Here is a 19,874-nt window from a genome sequence, read left to right on the forward strand (position 1 = left end):
ATCACGCGCAGATACGCGCTGAATGGGTGGATGCCAGCAAGTGCATTGCTACAGACTGAAGCCCGACACACCACTCATTGTGTCTGGCAACTCGAGGTCTGAATAGAACGTGGAGCCAGGCATTCCGGATGCCACAACAGACGCTGCGGACGCCCCAGGCCGTTATCGGTCGTCAGCAACAGATTGAGTCGCACCACGTTGTTCGAAAAACTGTCCAGCGCTGCCGGTGCGATGGTGCGATCACGCCAGGCATCCAAGGCCAATACCGCACCCCGTGTCAGCTCCCATTCCACCCGAACGCCTGCCCGATACACTTGGCTATCCTCTTCCGATGTAGACCCGGTGAAACGGGTGTTGCCGACACGTTCAGCAGCCAGCGTGGCCGAGGCCCACAGCTTTTCGCTGGCCTTCCAGGCGGCAGACACCTGGCCGCCCGTTGATGTGGTGTACAGAATCGTGGGGTCTTCGCTGTTCGGATAAGGTAGGCGCCAGACGATCGCATCGAACCGGGTCTTGGCCGAGTATTCCCATCCCATACGCACAAAAGCCGTGGGCAGATTCGAATCGCGTCCAACCAGGCCCGGATATCGGCGCTGCAAGTAGCTCACGCGACCGGCCAGCGTGGTGCGCATGCTGTAGTCCCAGGTCCAATCCAGGAAGGCTTCGGTATCGCGATAACGCCGTCCCACCAAGGCGGCCAGTTCGTCAGTGCGATCCAGGAAATTTCCGTCTGCCTTGGACAAGCCCGCACTGATCGCTGACTGCCGCCATCCCGTGTACCGCCCCGCCACCTGCACGCGGTCCAGGTCTTGATTGAAACGCATGCGGTTCAAACCAAAATCGTGGCGCGTGGTTTCGTTCGATACTCGCAAAATCGGAAGCGTCAGATCATCGGTAATGCGCAGTCCGACGTCTGCGCTTTGCGTGTCTGTGTGCACCATGTCGCGCGAGGGCGCCGTGCGATTCAAATAGCGGTACAGGCTGTCGTCACTGGTGGTCGCCACCGAGCCAACGAACAAGTCACCAGCCTGCCAGCGCAGGGCTGCTTCCAAGTGGTTGGCGGCATTGTCCAGCTGCTTGAAGGTGCTGTAACGCGACTCTGTCCGCACGCCCGACAATTCAAGGCGGGTACGGTCCGATCCCAGCGGCACGACCACCCCGGCCCGCAAGCTCAACTGACGGATGATGTCGGACTCGCGTTGCGCAGCTTCGGCATCAGAGAAACGGAATGGATTGCTTTGCCACTGCACGCCGGGCTCGACTTCCAGCACGTACTGGATGGCAGTCGGCACGTAGTCCATCAACTGCGGTGACAGCGTGTCGTAAATGCTCACGGCTTGCGGCGCGGCAGGAACCGGATCGCTCTGCGGTGGCGTGCTTACTTCAACTTCCCGCAGCGTGACCGGTGGCGCATCGATAACAAGCGGCTCGGTGTAAACCTGACTGCCGACATCTGCTTGCGCAGGCGAACGTGCCCCATCTCTCGCAGACGGCACCGCGCCAGTGTCCACAGCACGAAACGAATCGGCGCGCGGCGGCGCAGTAACCCGAACAGGAAGGTCGTCCTCGGGCGGATCGCCCAGCAGACGCGGTGACAACACGCCCTGCGCGCTGGCCACCTGGCATGACATGCCCAGGCACACCGCCACCACCCCGCTGGAGATCAGCGTGCGTGCTGCGCGGTTCACGGGTAAAGACACGGAAACGGCGAACTCAGAACAGACGTTCGTCGACGTAGATCACGTCGCCCGCCTGAATCTGGTCAGTTGCCTGCGCGCGTGACTTGTGAACTTCGCCCGTCTTCGGATCGGTGCGACGCAACTCAATGCGCCGCTCGGACCCGCGGGCAGTCACACCACCCGCCACCGACAAGGCACGCATCACGTTCAGCTCGGTGTTCAGCGGATAAGCGCCCGCGCGATTGACCTCGCCATACACGTAGAAGCGAGGTACCTGCACCAAGTACACCACGTCGCCAGGCTGCAAAACGATGTCTTCGATCTCGCGGCCGGGCGATTGGCGGTTGGCCACGCGCACTTCAATACGCGTCGATGGCTTGTCGCCCACGCCCCGACGCATGACGACGGCGGTATCGGCGGCATCGACCTTCGGGCCACCCGCCATGGCCAGCAATTCCAGCAGGCTGATCTGGCCTTCAAGTGGATAACGACCCGGCCGCTCGACTTCGCCCAGCACCGACGCAATGCGGCTGCGCACCTTCACGACCTCGATCGAGACCTGAGGATTGCGCAGATAACCTTTTTGCTCCAGACCTTCGGCGATGCGACGGCCAACCGCTGCGGGCGACTGCCCGCTGGCATTGATCGGCCCAAGGAAGGGCACGGTGATGTCGCCTTCCGCACCGACGGTGACCTGCGCCGCCAGTTCGGGTTGGCCGAACACCGTCATGTACAAGGTGTCGCCAGGACCCACGACGCTGATCGCGCCGCCTTCGACCAGCGAAGGCACCACAGATGCCGGGGCCAGACGCCCGGGGTGCGGAGACCACTCGGACTGCGCCTGCACCGCTGCAGACCACAGCGCAACCGCCCCAAACACCACTTTCCAGAACCTGCTTCGCACGCCCGTTTCCTTCTGAAATTGATCAGTCAGCGCGGCGCACAATCCAGGATTCCGACCATGCCTGCTACATCTCGATACCAGTGAATACTAACCTGTCACCGTGACGCAAGCGCGACAAACTGCCCTGTCAGTCGCGTACAGACATCACCGGGTTGTCCACAGCAACGTCTGCATGCGAGGGTTCATCGCGACCATCGGGTCGCGCCTGAATCATGCCCAGCTGAAGATTTTGCCCGGGTTCATGATGTTGTTGGGGTCGAGTGTGTGTTTCAGCTGACGCATCAGGCCCAGACCGTCTTCGCCGTGCTCGTCCAGCATGAACTGCATCTTGTGCAGACCCACGCCGTGTTCACCGGTGCAGGTGCCATCCATGGCCAAGGCACGCGTCACCAGCTTGCGGTTGATGCTTTCGGCCAGATCCCATTCCGCCGGATCATCAGGGTTGATCAGCATCTGCACGTGGAAGTTGCCATCGCCCACGTGACCGATGATCGACGAAATGAAGCCTGCGGTGGCAAGATCGGCACCGGTTTCACGGATGCATTCAGCCAGACGCGAGATCGGCACGCACACATCGGTGGTGCAGGAACGTGCGCCCGGACGCAGTTGCAGCGTGGCGAAATAGGTGTTGTGACGCGCAGTCCACAGGCGGTTGCGGTCTTCAGCCTGCGAGGCCCACTCGAAGTCCATGCCACCGTTTTCTTTGGTGATTTCCTGAACCGTCGCGGCTTGCTCGGCCACGCTGGCGGGCGAACCGTGGAACTCAAACAGCAAAATGGGCGTTTCGCGCAAGCTGATCTTGCTGTAGGCGTTGACCGCCTTCACGCCCATGGCGTCCAGCAATTCCACGCGCGCCAGCGGCACACCCATCTGAATCGCTTCGATCACCGACTTCACCGCGTCGTCCACGGTGTTGAAGTTGCAGACGGCGGCCGACACGGCTTCGGGCTGCGGATACAGGCGCACGGTGACTTCGGTGATGATGCCCAGCGTACCTTCGCTGCCCACGAACAGGCGCGTCAGGTCGTAGCCGGCAGAGGACTTGCGCGCACGACGCGTGGTGCGGATCACGCGGCCGTCCGCAGTGACCACGGTCAGGGCAACCACGTTTTCACGCATGGTGCCGTAACGCACGGCATTGGTGCCGGATGCGCGCGTGGCGGCCATGCCACCCAGGCTGGCATCGGCCCCCGGATCGATCGGGAAGAACAGGCCGGTGTCGCGGATTTCGCTGTTCAGCTGCTTGCGGGTCACGCCGGCCTGCACCGTGGCGGTCAGGTCTTCGGGATGGATCGCCACAATCGCGTTCATGCGCGACACGTCAAGCGACACACCGCCTTCAATGGCCAGGAAGTTGCCTTCGAGCGAAGAACCGGCGCCGAACGGGATCAAAGGCACGTGGTGCTCGTTACAGAGCTTGGCGACCGCCACCACATCGTCCGTGCTTTCGGCAAACACCACGGCGTCCGGGGCCATGGTGGGGTATGGGGACTCGTCACGACCGTGGTGATCGCGAACAGCCTGAGCCACCGACGCACGATCGCCGAAACGCGCCAGCAGCGCGTCGATAAGCGCTGCGGGAACCTCGCGGCGCAAGGATTCTGGGTGTGCTGGTGCGTTCATCTTCTTCTCCGCTGAAATCTAGCCGGCCATTTTACGCCTCCGCTGCGCGCCCCGCGCGATGCAACAATGGGGAATTGCCCATGTGGGCGCTTTTTGGATTGCATTCGAATGGCCACTCGCCTTTCCCGCATCGTGACCCGTACTGGCGACGATGGCAGCACCGGACTCGGCGACGGCAGTCGCACCCGCAAATACGCGCAGCGCGTCGCTGCCATGGGGGATGTCGATGAACTCAACAGCACCATCGGGCTGCTGCGTACCGAGTCGCTGCCCGCGGAAATCGATCAGGACTTGTCAGTCATCCAGCACGATCTGTTCGACCTGGGCGGTGAACTGAGCATTCCGGGTCATGTGATGGTGCTGCCCACCCACGTGGAACGGCTGGATGCGCGGCTTGCCCACTACAACGCCGACCTGCCCAGGCTGGCTGAATTCATTCTGCCCGGTGGCGTGCGCAGTGCGGCGCTGGCCCATGTGGCACGCACCATCTGCCGACGCGCAGAGCGCCAGGTGGTGGCGCTGGCAGACGAAGAAACCGTCAATGTGGCAGCGCGCCAATATCTCAACCGGCTGTCTGACCTGCTGTTCGTGCTGGCGCGGGTGTTGAACCGAACGCAAGGCGGCGGCGATGTGCTGTGGCAGCGTCGGGACAAGGTGTAACGGTCGACTGAATCAATAAACACAGCTGAAAAAAATGGACGCCTGCGCGTCCATTCAGACTGCTGACAAAGCCTCCCGTAAAACGGAGGCTTTGTTCATAATTGGGTGATGTTAAGAGCACCGATCCCCCACCAGCACGAGCTGGAGATGGTGACGCTGGAGTCGTTGGTTCCGGCCGATCACCTGTTGCGCAAGATCGCGGCAGCGGTCGATTTTGAGTTCATCCGAGAGAAGGTTGCGCACCTGTACAGCATGAACAACGGCCGTCCGGCGCTGGATCCGGTGGTGATGTTCAAGCTGCTGTTCATTGGCTACCTGTTTGGGGTGCGCAGTGAACGGCAGTTGATGCGCGAGGTGCAGGTGAACGTGGCGTATCGGTGGTTCATCGGTTTCCGGCTGACCGACAAGGTGCCCGATGCATCGACGTTCTCGCAGAACCGCAGGCGACGCTATACGGACACCTCGGTGTACCAGGAGATTTTTGACGAGATCGTGCGTCAGGCGATCGGGCGGGGGATGGTGGATGGCCGGGTGCTGTACACGGACAGCACTCACTTGAAGGCCAACGCCAGCAAGAAGAAATTCGACGTGGTGACGGTCGCACAAACACCCTCGGCATACTTGGCTGAGCTGGATGCGGCGGTCGATGCGGATCGGGCGCTACATGGCAAGCGGCCGCTCAAGCGTGACAGCGGCGACGATGATGCGGGCGGCAGCGCTGCCCAGACCAAGGACGTCAAGATCAGTCGTACAGATCCGGACAGCGGGTTCATGGTGCGTGACGACAAGCCGGTGGGGTTCTTCTACCTGGACCATCGCACGGTCGATGCGAAGTTCGCGATCATCACCGACACACACGTGACGTCAGGCTCGGTGCACGACAGCCAACCTTACTTGGCGAGGCTGGATCGGCAGCGCGAGCGCTTCGGCTTCGGTGTGCGCAAGGTAGGCCTGGACGCGGGGTACTACACGCCGATGATCTGCCACGGGCTGCATGCGCGCGATATCCAAGGAGTAATGGGCTACCGCACGCCGAACCACAAGCCTGGGCTGTTCTACAAACGACAGTACACGTTCAACCGCTACCGCAACGAATATGTCTGCCCGGCTGGGCAGCGGCTGCCGTACAGCACCACCAATCGGGCGGGCTACCGCGAATACAAGTCAGACCCGACGCAATGCCAGCAGTGCGAGGTACGCAGCCAGTGCACCAACAGCCAGAGCGCGATCAAGGTGGTCGTGCGCCACGTGTGGGAACGCGACAAGGAACTGGTTGACGCACGCCGCCACACGGACTGGGGTAAGAAGATATACGCCCGTCGCAAGGAAACTGTGGAGCGCAGCTTCGCCGATGCCAAGCAACTGCATGGGCACCGCTACGCGCGCATGCGCGGGCTGCGCAAGGTCGCCGAGCAATGCTTGCTGGCGGCGGCGGCGCAGAACATCAAGAAGATCGCCCTGGTGCTTGCGCGCCTTTTATTGCGCCTGCAGTGGTCGATATCGGCCCCTGTTGCGCCCTGGTGGCGCGCCCTGACCGCCCGTGCCGACGGATGGCTCGATAGCTGGCTGTCTGCACAACCCGCCGCGCTCGCTGCTTGATCCCCAAAAAACAAAACCCCACGTCCGAAAACGGGGGGTTGGTCAGCAGTCTGAATGGACGCCTGCGCGTCCATTTTCATATCCGGCCACAAGCTGCCGCCGGAATTCAACACACCGCCGAATCAGCCCTTCGCGTCTGGCTCAGTCAGCGCCTGGCCCAGATTGCGCAGGAAACCTTCGCACTGCGCCAACTGTTCGAGCGGCACATATTCGTTGGGCCGATGCGCGTTGTTGATGCTGCCGGGGCCACACACGACCGTCGGAATATTCAGCGCCTGGAACAGCCCGGCCTCAGTACCATAAGCCACCTTGCGGATCTGGCGATCTTGCGTCAACGCACGCGCAAGCTGCGTGATGGCAGCTTCTTCCGAGGCATCCAAACCAGGTGCCGCGCCACCGTCAACGATGTCGATGCGGGCATCCGGGTACTCGGCCTGCATGCGCGGCAGCAGGTATTCGGCGACATACCGTTTGACTGTCGCCTGAATCTCCACCGGCTTCATGTCCGGCAGGTTGCGGAACTCATACGAGAACTCGCACAGGTCTGGAATGGTGTTGAGTGCGATGCCGCCCTGAATCAGGTTGGTGGTCATCGTGGTGTACGGCACGTCGTAGAACTTGTCGAACGGGCCGTTGGCCTTGTAGGCGTCGGCCAGGTCGCGAATATGGCAGATCAGGCGCGCTGCATATTCGATGGCGTTGCTGCCCATGGGGGTGAGCGACGAGTGCGCAGCGCGGCCATGCACCTTGCAGTGGAAGACGTTGATGCCCTTGTGGGCCACCACCACCTGCATACTGGTGGGTTCGCCCACCACACAACCGTCAGGTCGAATGCCGCGATCGGCGAATTCAGCCAGCATGGTCGGCGCGCCCATGCAGCCGATTTCCTCGTCGTAGGAAAACGCCAGGTGGATCGGCTTGCGACGGGCTTGTGTCTGGAACTCGGGCACCATGGCCAGCGCAGTGGCAATGAACCCCTTCATGTCGCAAGTACCACGGCCATACAGATTGCCGTCGCGTTCCATCAGCTTGAACGGATCGCTGTCCCAGGTCTGGCCATCGACCGGCACCACGTCAGTGTGACCCGACAGCACGATACCGCCCTGGGTGCTGCCGTCATGCGCGGGCAAGGTGGCAAACAGGTTGGCCTTGGTGCGTTCGGGGTTGTGCGCCAGCCAGGACTCGATGCCGCGTCCTTTGAGCCAGTCACGCACATCTTCGATCAGGTCGAGGTTGGAGTTTCGGCTGGTGGTGTCGAAGGCAACAAGCCTGTCGAGCCACTCACGCGTGGTCGGTGTGCGGGTCACGGCGGAATCCTGGTCAAGCCCATCCGGGCAAAAAACCATTCTATGACAGATGTATCCGTAAAACAGGACCAGGGTGCCACGACCAAGCTATGTATTCGCACCAACAAGACCGAGATATCACGCCATTCGCGCTGTATGAACTTGCAACACCCCGCGTTTGACCCACCCCAATCAGGCGCACAGAATCGGCGTCTTGTCTTCTGTTGATCAGGTCGCTCCTTGTATAACCACGTCCGCACTTCCGCCCTGCTTGCCGCCCTTTGCCTGAGCGCCTACGGCGGCCTCGCCCACGCGGGCTACGACGAAGGGCTTGCCGCGTTTCAGCGCAAGGATTTCCCCGCTGCCCTGAAGGAATTCCGTGCAGGTGCCAACAAGGGCGATGCCAAATCGCAGTACGCCCTGGGCCGGATGTACGGAAATGGCCAAGGTGTTACGAAAGACGATACGCAATCGGCAAACTGGATTCGCAAGGCCGCTGACCAGGGCTACATCGAGGCGGAATACCGCATGGCCCTGGCCTATGTGGAAGGTGCGGGCGTAGCCCGCAACCCGGCTGACGCCTTCGCCTGGTTCCGCCGCGCGGCACAACAAGGTTTTGCCCCGGCACAACATAACCTGGCGTCCATGTACGCCATGGGCGAAGGCACTACCAAGGACCCCGCGCAAGCCGCGCAGTGGTACACCAAGGCGGCTGAACAAGGCATGGTGCAGTCGCAGTTCAACCTGGCGGCAATGTACGCAGAAGGCACCGGCGTGCCCAAGGACGATGCCAAGGCAGTCAGCTGGTTCAGCAAAGCCGCCGAACAAGGCAACGGCCCCGCGCAGTTCAGCCTGGGCATGGCTTACGGTAATGGCATTGGCGTCGCAAAGAACGAAAAACAGGCGTTTGCCTGGTTCACGAAGGCAGCCGAACAGAATATCCCGGGGGCACAGCATCAGCTGGGCAGCCATTACGCACAAGGCGTGGGTGTGGCGCGCAATGACGCCCAGGCCGTGTCCTGGTTCCGCAAGGCCGCAGACCAGGGCTTCCCCGCCGCGCAGTACGATCTGGGCATTGCCTATGCCAAGGGCCTTGGCATCGCCAAGGATGAGGCCCAGGCGGCCCAATGGTTCCGCAAAGCGGCTGACCAGGGCGATGCCGATGCCATCACCAACCTGGGCGTGAACTACGAACGTGGCGCAGGCGTGGCAAAAAGTGAGGCTGCGGCCTATGCGCTGTATGACGTAGCTGCCGCGCGCGGCAATACCGGAGCCGCAGGCAACCTGCAACGCCTGATTCCAGTCATGTCGCCCGGCGACGTGGAAGCAGCCAAGCAGTTGTCACAGCAGATACAGGCCAACGGCCAGGTATCCAAGTCGGTTGACACATTCGTGGCTGGCCGCGCAAATCGGGGCTGATGTCTGGACCGCGATGGGGCTGCGGGCCTGTGGCCCGCGCCACGGCATGCGCATACGCACGCAGCTGCCTACCCATCGGCGTCTGTGTTCAGCGCTGACGCTTGCTATGTGCCTGCTTGCAGGCACGCTTGTCACAGGCACGCCTACCAGTCATGCCGCCGATGATCCACGTGCGTTCATGCACGGCATCGGCACGGCCCGGGCACCCGATGGTGCCCACTATATTTTCTACAGTGCGTCAGGCTTGCCACCACGCGGTGCGGATGCCGACGGCAGTTGGCCACACGACGTGTACGTGTCCACTTGGCAGCCTGCAAGCGGCACGCTGTCAGCACCCCAGACCTTCATTTCCCGCCCCGAGGCACAGGAACCTGTATCGGTTGCCCAGCATGCCAACGGCACCATCATGCTGACGTTCGAAGACGGTTTCGACGCACGCGATGTGCTGACGCAGCGATTCGGTCTGTATGGTCAGCGGCTGGAACCCATCAAAGCCTACCCACAAGACATTCTGAGCGGTGGGCATTCCGGCCACATTGCGGCGGTGGCTGATGGGTTCGTGGTCTTCTACTCCGAAGGCTGGGTGCCGGGTGGCGGTGTGGACAACCTGGGCTCTGGCGACAACGTGCACGCGGCATTCCTGGATACCCGGGGCCGCATCATTCGACACGTCGATGTCGCCAGCGGAAAGCGGGCATGGTGGCCCGTATTGGCAGGTGCCCCTGATCGCGCCTTGCTGGTGTGGCAGCAGTTCGTTCGCGGCCGCACCGACGCCAGTCTGCATGCGGCTTTGATGCAGCCTGCCACCGGCAAACTGGTGCCGCTGGGGCGCTTGCTGGACAAGCTGAATTACTACACCTATCAAGTGGCGTGGATGCCTGCGGTGAATCGCTTTCTGCTGACCGGGACACGGCAGGGCGACCAGGGTTTTGCGCGTCTGATATCCCCGGATGGCAAGATCCTTGCCCAGGCCGACTGCCTGCCCGCCACGGTCCGCGAGGCCGAGATCATGGTGCGGGATCGTCAGGCACTGATTCCCGCCGCGCAAGGTCAGGTCATCAGTGTGGACATCGGTGAGCAGGATGCGCTGCACATCACTACGCTGTCGCTGGATGCCAGGTGGGGCACGACCGGCACGCTTGGGTTGCCGGGGCCGGATCAAGGCGTGACGTGGTTCACCTTGACCGAGGAAGGCATGCGTCACTATTTGCAGAAGGCAGCGCTGTCTGACGAGGCACAGACGGGCAAGGAGCCTGCCCGCCCGCTATCGTGTGCAACCACTGAAGCGGCGGCCTCAGCGCAGTAGTTCAATCAACGCAGGTCAACTGAACCGCTCAATTCGGCAGCGCAATCAAGCAGCCCACCGAAACCCAGCCCACCCAGACCGCTCAATTGAAGCGATACAGATACCCCGCCCGCACCGCAGGCAACCACGTGCGATCGACGATGGGGCTGTCCTGAATACTGGACCCGACCCGATTGGCGCTCAAGTCAAGAAACACCGTTTGTTTGGGCGTCAGTGAATACTGCGCACGCACGCCAAGCTCCGTACTGATTGCCGACTTTCCCGCATAGGCCGCACGGCCGGGGCGCGCTTCAGAACTGCGCACGCCGTAGTAATAGTCCACAAACTTGCTGTCCTGCCAGATGGCACCAATACGCGGCGTCAACAGCCACTGACCCATCGGAAAATCGCGCTCGAGGCCCAGGCCCACTTGCTGACCCTTGCTGCGGCCCGACGCATCACCCAGCCAGGATGCGGTCAGGTCTGCCCAGCCGGCATCCCACTCCACCACCCCACCCAGCCAGATCGATTCCTTGCGATGGCTCATGCCGTTCAGGGCGGGAGCATCGGAACCCTTGTAGCCATCACCAAACCCGTATTCCGCGCGCGCAGAAAACGACAGGCGTTCATCGCCAAGCAAGTGCACATCGGCCGTCTTGCCCTGGATGCTGAACAAGCGGCTTTCGTAGCTGACGACGGGAATCAGGTGGTTTTCATAACCGACGCCGGTATATGGGCTGCGGTCAGTGCTGACACCGACACCCAATCCGAAGAAGGAGTCGCTGGTGGACGCTGGGGGTGCGGTTTGTGCGGTGCTTTGTACGGTACTTTGCGCAAAGGCAGTCGGCAACACGGTGACCATGAGCATGGCGCTCAGGACGGCAGACAGGGAGGCGGTGTTGGGCATGAGCAGTCCGTCGAGTTCGTCAGCCACCTGCTGGGGTGGCAGGGCGAAACCTGCTGCCGACCGCGTTGCGCGCGTCGGCAGCAGATCACCGCTCGAGTTTACTTCCCGCTTGCGCTGACCGTCACGCGGCGTGCTTTCACCGCGCGCGACAGGCGATCCAGCACGCCCAGCGAGGTTTCCCAGTCGATGCAGCCGTCGGTAATGCTCTGGCCGTAGGTCAGGGGCTTGCCTTCGATCTGGTCCTGGCGACCACCCACCAAGTGGCTTTCGACCATCACGCCGACAATGCGGCGGTCGCCCGCTTCCATCTGCGCCGACACATCGTCGATCACGGCAGGCTGGTTCTCGGGCTTCTTGCTGCTGTTGGCATGGCTGGCATCGATCATGATGCGCTGGGCCAAGCCCGACTTGGCGATGTCTTGGCAGGCCGCCGCAATGCTGGCCGCGTCGTAGTTCGGCGTCTTGCCGCCACGCAGGATCACGTGGCAGTCCTCGTTGCCGTGGGTCGACACAATGGCAGCATGACCGCCCTTGGTGACCGACAGGAAGTGGTGCGGCTGCGAGGCGGCTTTGATCGCGTCAACAGCAATCTTGACGTTGCCATCGGTACCGTTCTTGAAGCCTACCGGGCAGGACAGACCCGACGACAGTTCGCGGTGCACCTGGCTTTCCGTCGTGCGTGCACCGATCGCGCCCCAGGAGACCAGGTCGGCGATGAATTGCGGCGTGATCATGTCCAGGTATTCGCAGCCCGCCGGTACGCCCTTGTCATTGATCGTCAGCAAGAGTTCACGCGCGGTGCGCAAACCCTTGTTGATGTTGCAGCTGCCGTCCAGGTCCGGGTCATTGATCAAGCCCTTCCAGCCCACCGTGGTACGGGGCTTCTCGAAATACACCCGCATGACGATTTCGAGTTCACCGGCGTAGCGCGTGCGTTCCGCCTTGAGGCGCTCGGCGTATTCCAGCGCAGCTTTCGGATCGTGGATCGAGCACGGTCCGATCACGACGATGACCCGGTCGTCCATGCCGTGCAGGATGCGGTGCATGGCCTGACGGGCTTCATAGACCGTGTTTGCAATCCCGGTCGTGCAAGGCAGTTCGCTCATCAGCTGCGACGGCGGGGTCAGCTCCTTGATCTCGCGGATACGCAAGTCATCGGTATTGTGCGACACGGTATTTCTCCTGGGCTTTTTCGGTAGTGATGCGGGCGATTAACGAACTGGGAACAGCGAATTTGGTAGCAGATAAAAATGGACAGGCGAAAAAAAAGCCGCCAGTGAAGCTGGCGGCTATTTTTCGGGGGGCTTGTTTGTCACCCCTGTCAGGTGCGACACATCCCTTCCTCCGCCAGCGGCATTGGAATTCCGTAAAAATAAAAATAAAACGGACGGGAGATGAGGACCATGTGCCGATGGTATCAGTGTGCAGCGTGCGTCTGCAAGTCGCAGTCAAAGGAATTTGGCTGACTCGCGATGAAGCGGTCCCACGTCGTGGCACTCGCCAGACACCCGAAAGGCACGTGCGAGCCACTGTTCTACATGCACAATACCCACCCGCCGCCGTCAGACGGTACTTTCCAGCAAGCAAACCATGCGTATCCTTTTTGCCGAAGACAACCGCGACCTGGGCGAGTGGCTAAGCCGCGCGTTGAACGAATTGGGGATTGCTGTCGACTGGATCGACGACGGCCGCCTGATCGAAACCAGCCTGGCGGCGCGCAGCTACGACGCGCTGATTCTGGATCTGGGCCTGCCCGGCATCGACGGCCGCACAGCCTTGCTCAAGCTGCGTGCCGCCGACCAGCGCCTGCCGGTACTGGTGCTGACTGCCCGCGACTCGCTGAATGAGCGGGTGGCCACGCTGCACGAAGGTGCCGACGACTTCCTGGTGAAACCGTTTGCGCTGTCTGAATTGGAAGCCCGCCTGACGGCGCTGATTCGTCGTGCACGCGGCTCGGAGCACCCGCGCCTGGCCTGCGGCCCGCTGGCGCTGGACACGGTCACCCGCCAATTCACGCTGGCCCAGCAGCCGCTGCCTTTGTCCAAGCGCGAACACGCCGTGTTGGCCTCACTGATTACCCGCAGCGGTGAACCGGTGTCCAAGCAAGACATTTTGTCGCGGGCGTTTCAGGATGGCGATGACGTGCAGCCAGAGATCATCGAAGTGATCGTGCACAGGCTGCGCAAGAAACTGGAACACAGTGGCGTGCGCATTCAAACCTTGCGAGGGCTGGGCTATGCACTGGAAGCGGTTTAAGCCGCGCAGCCTGCGCGCCCAGTTGATGGCGCTGCTGATGCCGGCCGTGGTAGTCGTGGCGGGGGTGGAGCTGGCGCTGACTCGCTACGTGGCGCTGGACGCTGCCAACGCTGCCTATGACCGCTCGCTGCTGGGTGCGATGCGCTCGCTGAATGCGAATATCTCCTTTGCGTCGGGCGGCATGTCGATCGAACAGCCCTACACCTTGTTCGAGTTCTTCGAGATGACGGCCAGCGGCCGTGTGTACTTCCGGCTTGCCACGTTCAATGGCCTGGTGGAAATCGGCAGTGCGGGGCTACCACTGCCCACCGGGCCGCTGTATGAAAACAAGCCCAGCTTCTACGACGCCACCTACTTTGGTGAAACGCTGCGCGTAGGCTCGCTGCTGCGCCGCATTGAAGATCCGCGTGCACACAATGTCGGTGAACTGATGATCGTTCAGGTCGCCGAGAACACCGAATCGCGTGAAGCCTTCACCGCCTCGTTCATCCGCCGCGCAGCCGTGCGCGACGCGATCTTGCTGGCGGCAGTGATCCTGGCGCTGGCCTTGATCGCACGGTGGGCCACCGCGCGGGTGTCGCGGCTGTCGAACGAAGTCAAGGCGCGGCGTCCTGCCGATGTTGCGCCCATCGACACCGAAGGACTGCCTACCGAGGTGTCCTTGCTGGTCCAGGCCATCAATACGCAGATGGCCCGCACCCACGATCTGCTGACGCAGCAACGCAGCTTTGTCGACGACGCATCGCACCAGTTGCGCACGCCACTGGCGACCTTGCGCGCCCAGCTTGATTACGCCCTGCTGATCCGCGACCCGGCAAAACTGCAAGACACCTTGCAGGCCCTGGTCAAGCAGGTGGACTACGCCACCCGCAACACCAACCAGTTGCTGGCCCTGGCGCGCAGCGACACGGCGCAATTGCACCCTGCCCCCTTCGACATGGGTGAATTGCTGCGCGACGTTGCCGTCAGCCTGCTGCCGCTGGCGCGCTCGCGTGGCATCGATCTGGGGGTGGACGCCGATACCCCGGTTGCCATGGTGGGCGATGCAGGCTTGCTGCGCGAAGCGCTCAGCAATCTTGCCGACAACGCCATCCGCCATGCGCCGGTCGGCAGCGAAGTCACGCTCAGCGGCGCAAAGCGAGATCACGAATACGCCTTGTGGGTGGTGGACGATGGCCCCGGCTTGCCGCCCGCAGTACTGGCACGCGCAGGTGAACGCTTCGTTCCCGGGCCACAGCAAGGCAGTGTCGGCCTGGGCTTGGCCATCGTGCATGCGATTGCCGAACGCCACCATGGCAAGTTGACGATTGCACAACGCACGCCAACCGGTTTGTGCATGGGCTTGGCCTGGCCCGAGGCACTCGCCACGGATGCGCCCGTACATACCTCCATATAAGCGGGAAAACCCGTGGCCGTTCGCGCCTCCGCAATAACCCTGCTTTGAAAGCAGATCGAAAGCTACGGATCGCTAGTCTTCAGAACCTTTTCGAGACCGTGCGACAAAATCTCCACCGAGAGAGCGCCGGTCACCGTTATTTCTGGAGATCGCATCATGCGCACCTTGATCCGCTATACCGCTGTGGCCGCCACGCTCGCCGCTGTCAGCTTCTCTCCCATCGTCGCCGCCGAACCGAATCGCCCGGAGTGCATTGCACCGGCACAGCCCGGTGGCGGCTTCGACATCACGTGTCGACTGACCCAGGCCGCGCTGCGCGATTCCAAGGCGCTGACCAAGCCCATGCGTATCGTCTACATGCCGGGTGGCGTGGGCGCGGTCGCCTACAACAGCATCATCGGCCAGCGTCCGGCTGATGCTGGTGCCATCGTTGCCTTCTCGGGCGGTTCGCTGCTGAATCTGGCGCAGGGCAAGTTCGGTCGTTATGGCGTGGATGATGTGCGCTGGGTGGCGGCCGTGGGCGCCGACTACGGCGTTGCGGTAGTGCGTGACGACTCGCCCTACAAGGATCTGAAAAGCCTGATGGAAGCCTTCCGCGCTGATCCCAGCAAGATCGTGCTGGGTGCCGGCGGCTCGATCGGCAGCCAGGACTGGATGAAGGCCGCACTGACGGCACGCGCCGCCAACGTCGACTACAAGAAGATGCGTTTCGTTGCCTTTGAAGGCGGCGGCGAAGCGGTAACCGCCCTGCGCGGCGGCCATATCCAGGCCTACATGGGTGATGCAGCCGAAGCCATGACCATGATGGAAGGTGGCGCACCGATCCGCGTGCTGGCCGTCTATCACAAGGAACGTCTGCCGGGCCGCCTGGCCAACGTGCCAACCGCCACCGAGCAAGGCTATCCGATCGAATGGCCGATCATCCGCGGTTTCTATGTCGGTCCCAAGGTGTCGGACGCCGACTACAACTGGTGGAAGGAAGCCTTCGACAAGACGATGGCCACGCCCGAGTTCGCGCAGACCCAACAAAAGCAAGGCCTGTTCCCCTTCAACATTACCGGTGCAGCCCTCGACACCTACGTGCGTGAACAGGTCAAGAGCTACGGTGAGCTGGCCCGTTCGTTCGAGCTGATCAAGTAAGACGGGCGGCAACTCAGATGACGCTCAATAACCGTATTCTCGGCATCGCCGCGCTGGCGCTGGCCTTGTTCCTGTTCGTATTCGGCTATGGCCTGCAAGCGCCGTTCGCCTACGAACCGGTCGGGCCACGGGCCTTCCCGCTGATGCTCTCGGCCATCATCGGCTTGTGTGGACTGCGCCTGGTCTTCAAGGGTGGCGGTGAAGTCGAGCCGAACCAGGCAGGTGCCACGCCGCGCATCATTGCCATGATCGGACTGGTATTCATCTATGCCCTGTCCTTTCAATGGCTGGGTTTCATCATCGCCACCACCATCATCGCCAGCCTGGTGGGCCGCCTCTTCGGCGGTACCTGGCTGAAGGTGGTCGGCGGCTCATTCGGTATGAGCGTCATGCTGTTCTTCCTGTTTGATCGCGGCCTGGACGTGGTGCTTCCCACCGGCTTGCTGGGAGGCCTCCTGTGAATATTCTCGATAATCTGGCGCTGGGGTTTGGCGTCGCCTTCTCACTGACCAATGTGCTGGTGGCCTTGGTCGGCTCGTTCTTCGGCACGATTGTTGGCGTGTTGCCAGGGCTGGGGCCGATCAACGGTGTGGCCATGCTGATTCCCATTGCCTTCGCGATGGGCCTGCCGCCTGACACGGCGCTGATTCTGCTCGCAGCGGTGTACGTGGGTGCCGAATACGGCGGTCGCATCACCTCCATCCTGATCAACGTGCCGGGCGAAGCGGCCGCTGTGATGACGGCCATCGATGGTTACCCCCTGGCACGCCAGGGGTTGGCCAGCGTGGCGCTTTCGCTGTCGGCCTGGTCCTCGTTCTTCGGCTCGCTGGTTGCGATCACCGGCATCGTGGTGTTTGCACCATTCCTGGCACGCTGGGCACTTGCGTTCGGCCCTGCCGAATACTTCGTGCTGATGGTCTTTGCGTTCTGCGCCCTGACCAGCTTGCTGGGCGAACAACCCGTCAAGGGTGTGCTGGCCGCAGCCATCGGACTGGGCATTGCCACGGTTGGCGTCGATGCCAACAGCGGTGTCTATCGCTACACCTTCGACATGCCGCACCTGGCAGATGGTCTGGACTTCGTGGTAGTGGTGATTGGTCTGTTCGCCGTTGCCGAACTGCTGCAAATGCTGGAAAGCAAGCTGTCGGGCAAGGATGTCGAAGTACCGCCCAGCAAGCGCAAACTCTTCAACTTGCAGGAAATGGCTTTCACCTGGTGGGCAACCGTGCGCGGCTCGGTGCTGGGCTTTGTCATCGGCGTGCTGCCCGGCGCAGGAGCCAGCGTGGCGTCGGCGGTGGCCTATGCCAATGAAAAGCGCTATGTCGAACGTCGTCCCAACAACGACTCGAAGTTCGGTCGTGGCGACATGCGTGGCCTGACTGCACCCGAAGCAGCCAACAACAGTGCGGCAACCGGTTCGTTCATTCCCATGCTGACGCTGGGTGTGCCGGGATCGGGTACCACCGCCGTGATGATGGGTGCGCTGACGCTCTACAACATCACCCCTGGCCCGGTGCTGTTCGACCAGCAACCGGCACTGGTGTGGGGCCTGATCGCCTCGATGTTCGTGGCCAACGTGATGCTGTTCATCATGAACGTGCCGATGGTGCGCGTGTTCGCCGCCATGCTGCGCATTCCTGCGTGGCTGCTGGTACCGGGTGTGCTGTCGATCAGCTTCATCGGCGTCTACGCCATCAGTGGCACGACATTCGATCTGGTGGCAGTTGCGATCATCGGCACCATCGGATACATGCTGCGTAAGCTGGACATGCCCATGGCCCCGATGGTGCTGGGCGTGGTGCTGGGCGACATGATGGAGCAAAACCTGCGCCGCGCGCTGTCGATCACCAACGGCGACCTATCGATTCTGTGGGGCAGCGGCGTGACCATCGTGCTGTGGGTGTTGGCACTGACCGTGGTCATCGGCCCGATGGTCGTCAGACGCCTGAGCAAGAACAAGGGAGACGAGACCGCCGCTTGATGGCTTGAACGGATACGGCGACGAGGCCGGGTGATTGAAGAGGGCTTTTGCCGTTTTCAAGCACCCGGCCTCTTTCTTTTCGGGCATCGCCAGAATCGGCCGATGCACCGGAATGCGGCAGCGGGCGCACCGTCACCGTGCCATGCCCCGTTGCAGCGCAGCAAACCAGGGCATGGCCCTTCCCCCAGAGACGTTGATTCATCAGGCTTTCCGGCTCATCCATAAAGTGGCACGACCTTTGCATTAGTCCTGATCGACGAGTCAACGGCGACTCATCACGATTTTGATCCGGGCCTGAATACACAATCAGGCTCGTCACGGACAACGGCGTCCCCTGAAGCGGTTTTCACACTGCCTTCACGGGACGCCTTTTGCTTTTGGGGACAGCCTTCATGAACGGCCAAGCGACACGCATCGCCCTATTCACGCTGCGCACACCGCAGATGCGCGCTTTCCACCTGACATGGATGGCGTTCTTCGTGTGCTTCTTCGCCTGGTTCGCCTGTGCGCCGCTGATGCCGGTGCTGAAAGGCGAATTCAACCTGACACCCGGGCAGATCGCCAATATCAACATCGCCGCGGTATCGGTCACGATCCTGGTGCGTCTGTTGATCGGCCCGCTGTGCGATCGATACGGCCCCCGCGCAACCTACACCGCACTGCTGACGGTCGGTGCCATTCCGGTCATTGGCGTGGCGTTTGCGCAGAGCTACGAAACCTTCCTGTTCTTCCGCCTGTGCATCGGCGCAGTCGGCGCAAGCTTCGTGATCACGCAGTACCACACCTCGGTGATGTTCTCGTCGAACGTGGTCGGCACGGCCAACGCAACCACCGCCGGCTGGGGCAACGCAGGCGGCGGTGCCGCCCAGGCGCTGATGCCGCTGCTGCTGGCTGCCGCGCTGATGCTGGGTGTGGATCAAGCCTTCGGCTGGCGTGTGGCGCTGGTCGTACCCGGCCTGCTGATGCTGGTGATGGCGGTGGTGTACTGGCGCTTCACGCAAGACTGCCCGGCTGGCAACTATTCGGACTTGCGCGCGCAAGGCGTGGCCATTGAAGGCGGCAAGAAAGGCGGCATGGCGAGCTTCCGCGCAGCCTGCGGCAACTACCGTGTGTGGCTGCTGTTCATCACCTATGGCGCGTGCTTCGGAGTGGAAATCTTCATCCACAACATCGCCGCCATCTATTACGTCGATCACTTCGGTTTCTCTTTGAAAGCCGCTGGCCTGGCTGCTGCCAGCTTCGGCCTGCTTGCCCTGTTCGCCCGCGCGCTGGGCGGCTTTCTGTCGGACCGCATGGCCCGTGGCGACAAGCTCAACGCCCGCGCCAAGCTGCTGTTTGTGCTGATGCTGGGCGAGGGCCTGGGCCTGCTGTGGTTTGCGCAGGCCGAAGGTGCAGTCATTGCCGTGATCGCCATGCTGGTGTTCGGTCTGTTCACCCACATGGCCTGCGGTGCGACCTACGCGCTGGTGCCCTTCATCGACCGCAAGGCGCTGGGCGGTGTCGCTGGCATCGTGGGCGCAGGCGGCAATGTCGGTGCCCTGGCCGCTGGCTTCCTGATGAAAGGCGTCGGCGACGTGCAGCAGACGCTCACCCTGCTGGGCGTGCTGGTGGCGGTATCGGCCCTGTGCGCCCTGGCCATTCGCTTCAGCGCCTCGCACGCATCGCAAGACAACAAACCAGACAACCAATCAGACATCGGCCTGGCCGGTCCGACCAGCGTCCACGCCTAAGAGAGAATT

16 protein-coding genes are annotated in these 19,874 nt (G+C 62.1%); 10 read left to right on the plus strand and 6 right to left on the minus strand.

The features are described 5' to 3' along the window. Positions 1–74: 74 nt before the first annotated feature. The 3 genes from FXN63_RS20335 to FXN63_RS20345 all read right to left on the minus strand — a co-directional run bounded on the left by FXN63_RS20335 (position 75) and on the right by FXN63_RS20345 (position 4,206). The gene (locus tag FXN63_RS20335) at positions 75–1,700 is read right to left on the minus strand and encodes a hypothetical protein (protein ID WP_148816973.1); all 1,626 of its coding nucleotides are present in this window, start codon (positions 1,698–1,700) and stop codon (positions 75–77) included. 13 nt (positions 1,701–1,713) lie between these two features. Next, complete coding sequence (locus tag FXN63_RS20340) at positions 1,714–2,583, minus strand: SLBB domain-containing protein (protein ID WP_148816974.1); 870 nt, start codon at positions 2,581–2,583, stop codon at positions 1,714–1,716. 210 nt (positions 2,584–2,793) lie between these two features. Beyond that, positions 2,794–4,206, minus strand: a complete 1,413-nt coding sequence (locus tag FXN63_RS20345; RefSeq protein ID WP_148816975.1) for an FAD-binding oxidoreductase — start codon at positions 4,204–4,206, stop codon at positions 2,794–2,796. A gap of 108 nt (positions 4,207–4,314) precedes the next feature. Between FXN63_RS20345 and FXN63_RS20350 the strand changes: the two genes are divergently transcribed. Further along, a complete protein-coding gene (locus FXN63_RS20350) occupies positions 4,315–4,866 on the plus strand; it encodes a cob(I)yrinic acid a,c-diamide adenosyltransferase (protein WP_148816976.1) in 552 nt (183 codons plus the stop codon). 108 nt (positions 4,867–4,974) lie between these two features. Further along, positions 4,975–6,465 carry an IS1182 family transposase gene (locus tag FXN63_RS20355; RefSeq protein ID WP_246164912.1) on the plus strand — a complete coding sequence of 497 codons (1,491 nt, stop codon included), beginning with the start codon at positions 4,975–4,977 and terminating at the stop codon, positions 6,463–6,465. A 122-nt stretch (positions 6,466–6,587) separates the two neighbouring features. Here FXN63_RS20355 and argE read toward each other — a convergent pair whose 3' ends face one another. Then, a complete protein-coding gene (gene argE, locus FXN63_RS20360) occupies positions 6,588–7,772 on the minus strand; it encodes an acetylornithine deacetylase (protein WP_246164913.1) in 1,185 nt (394 codons plus the stop codon). A gap of 219 nt (positions 7,773–7,991) precedes the next feature. Here argE and FXN63_RS20365 point away from each other — a divergent pair, with 219 nt between their 5' ends. Further along, positions 7,992–9,170 (plus strand): tetratricopeptide repeat protein, encoded by a 1,179-nt coding sequence (locus tag FXN63_RS20365; protein WP_148816978.1) that lies wholly within the window; start codon positions 7,992–7,994, stop codon positions 9,168–9,170. Between the two features lie 46 nt (positions 9,171–9,216). Continuing rightward, positions 9,217–10,476, plus strand: coding sequence for a hypothetical protein (locus tag FXN63_RS20370; RefSeq protein WP_148816979.1), 1,260 nt, complete (start codon positions 9,217–9,219; stop codon positions 10,474–10,476). An 82-nt stretch (positions 10,477–10,558) separates the two neighbouring features. On the opposite strand, the gene FXN63_RS20375 is transcribed toward FXN63_RS20370, so the two are convergent. Together FXN63_RS20375 and aroG are read right to left on the minus strand one after the other, a co-directional pair. Next, on the minus strand, positions 10,559–11,362 hold the full coding sequence (locus tag FXN63_RS20375) for a MipA/OmpV family protein (RefSeq protein ID WP_148816980.1): 804 nt from the start codon (positions 11,360–11,362) through the stop codon (positions 10,559–10,561). Positions 11,363–11,460: 98 nt separating this feature from the next. Continuing rightward, positions 11,461–12,534, minus strand: a complete 1,074-nt coding sequence (gene aroG, locus FXN63_RS20380) for a 3-deoxy-7-phosphoheptulonate synthase AroG (protein ID WP_148816981.1) — start codon at positions 12,532–12,534, stop codon at positions 11,461–11,463. Positions 12,535–12,952: 418 nt separating this feature from the next. On the opposite strand from aroG, the gene FXN63_RS20385 reads away from it, so the two are divergent. From FXN63_RS20385 to FXN63_RS20410, 6 genes are all read left to right on the plus strand, one after another. After that, a complete protein-coding gene (locus FXN63_RS20385) occupies positions 12,953–13,618 on the plus strand; it encodes a response regulator (protein WP_148816982.1) in 666 nt (221 codons plus the stop codon). Continuing rightward, positions 13,599–15,014, plus strand: a complete 1,416-nt coding sequence (locus FXN63_RS20390) for a sensor histidine kinase (RefSeq protein WP_148816983.1) — start codon at positions 13,599–13,601, stop codon at positions 15,012–15,014. The genes FXN63_RS20385 and FXN63_RS20390 overlap by 20 nt, the downstream gene beginning before the upstream one ends. Positions 15,015–15,170: 156 nt before the next feature. Next, on the plus strand, positions 15,171–16,154 hold the full coding sequence (locus FXN63_RS20395) for a Bug family tripartite tricarboxylate transporter substrate binding protein (RefSeq protein WP_148816984.1): 984 nt from the start codon (positions 15,171–15,173) through the stop codon (positions 16,152–16,154). A gap of 17 nt (positions 16,155–16,171) precedes the next feature. After that, positions 16,172–16,615 (plus strand): tripartite tricarboxylate transporter TctB family protein, encoded by a 444-nt coding sequence (locus tag FXN63_RS20400; protein ID WP_148816985.1) that lies wholly within the window; start codon positions 16,172–16,174, stop codon positions 16,613–16,615. Then, entirely contained in the window at positions 16,612–18,135 is a 1,524-nt protein-coding gene (locus FXN63_RS20405; RefSeq protein ID WP_148816986.1) for a tripartite tricarboxylate transporter permease, read from the plus strand. The genes FXN63_RS20400 and FXN63_RS20405 overlap by 4 nt, the downstream gene beginning before the upstream one ends. 392 nt (positions 18,136–18,527) lie before the next feature. Beyond that, on the plus strand, positions 18,528–19,865 hold the full coding sequence (locus FXN63_RS20410) for an MFS transporter (RefSeq protein ID WP_148816987.1): 1,338 nt from the start codon (positions 18,528–18,530) through the stop codon (positions 19,863–19,865). Positions 19,866–19,874: the final 9 nt, after the last annotated feature.

The sequence above is a fragment of the Pigmentiphaga aceris genome, assembly GCF_008119665.1.
In the GTDB taxonomy this organism is placed as follows: domain Bacteria; phylum Pseudomonadota; class Gammaproteobacteria; order Burkholderiales; family Burkholderiaceae_B; genus Pigmentiphaga; species Pigmentiphaga aceris.

Coding starts and splice junctions, on each gene's coding strand:
- FXN63_RS20345 (WP_148816975.1), bottom strand. CDS start 4,206: ATGAACGCACCAGCACACCCAGAATCCTTGCGCCGCGAGGTTCCCGCA.
- FXN63_RS20350 (WP_148816976.1), top strand. CDS start 4,315: ATGGCCACTCGCCTTTCCCGCATCGTGACCCGTACTGGCGACGATGGC.
- FXN63_RS20390 (WP_148816983.1), top strand. CDS start 13,599: ATGCACTGGAAGCGGTTTAAGCCGCGCAGCCTGCGCGCCCAGTTGATG.
- FXN63_RS20385 (WP_148816982.1), top strand. CDS start 12,953: ATGCGTATCCTTTTTGCCGAAGACAACCGCGACCTGGGCGAGTGGCTA.
- FXN63_RS20370 (WP_148816979.1), top strand. CDS start 9,217: ATGCGCATACGCACGCAGCTGCCTACCCATCGGCGTCTGTGTTCAGCG.
- FXN63_RS20375 (WP_148816980.1), bottom strand. CDS start 11,362: ATGCCCAACACCGCCTCCCTGTCTGCCGTCCTGAGCGCCATGCTCATG.
- FXN63_RS20395 (WP_148816984.1), top strand. CDS start 15,171: ATGCGCACCTTGATCCGCTATACCGCTGTGGCCGCCACGCTCGCCGCT.
- FXN63_RS20355 (WP_246164912.1), top strand. CDS start 4,975: ATGTTAAGAGCACCGATCCCCCACCAGCACGAGCTGGAGATGGTGACG.
- FXN63_RS20410 (WP_148816987.1), top strand. CDS start 18,528: ATGAACGGCCAAGCGACACGCATCGCCCTATTCACGCTGCGCACACCG.
- FXN63_RS20400 (WP_148816985.1), top strand. CDS start 16,172: ATGACGCTCAATAACCGTATTCTCGGCATCGCCGCGCTGGCGCTGGCC.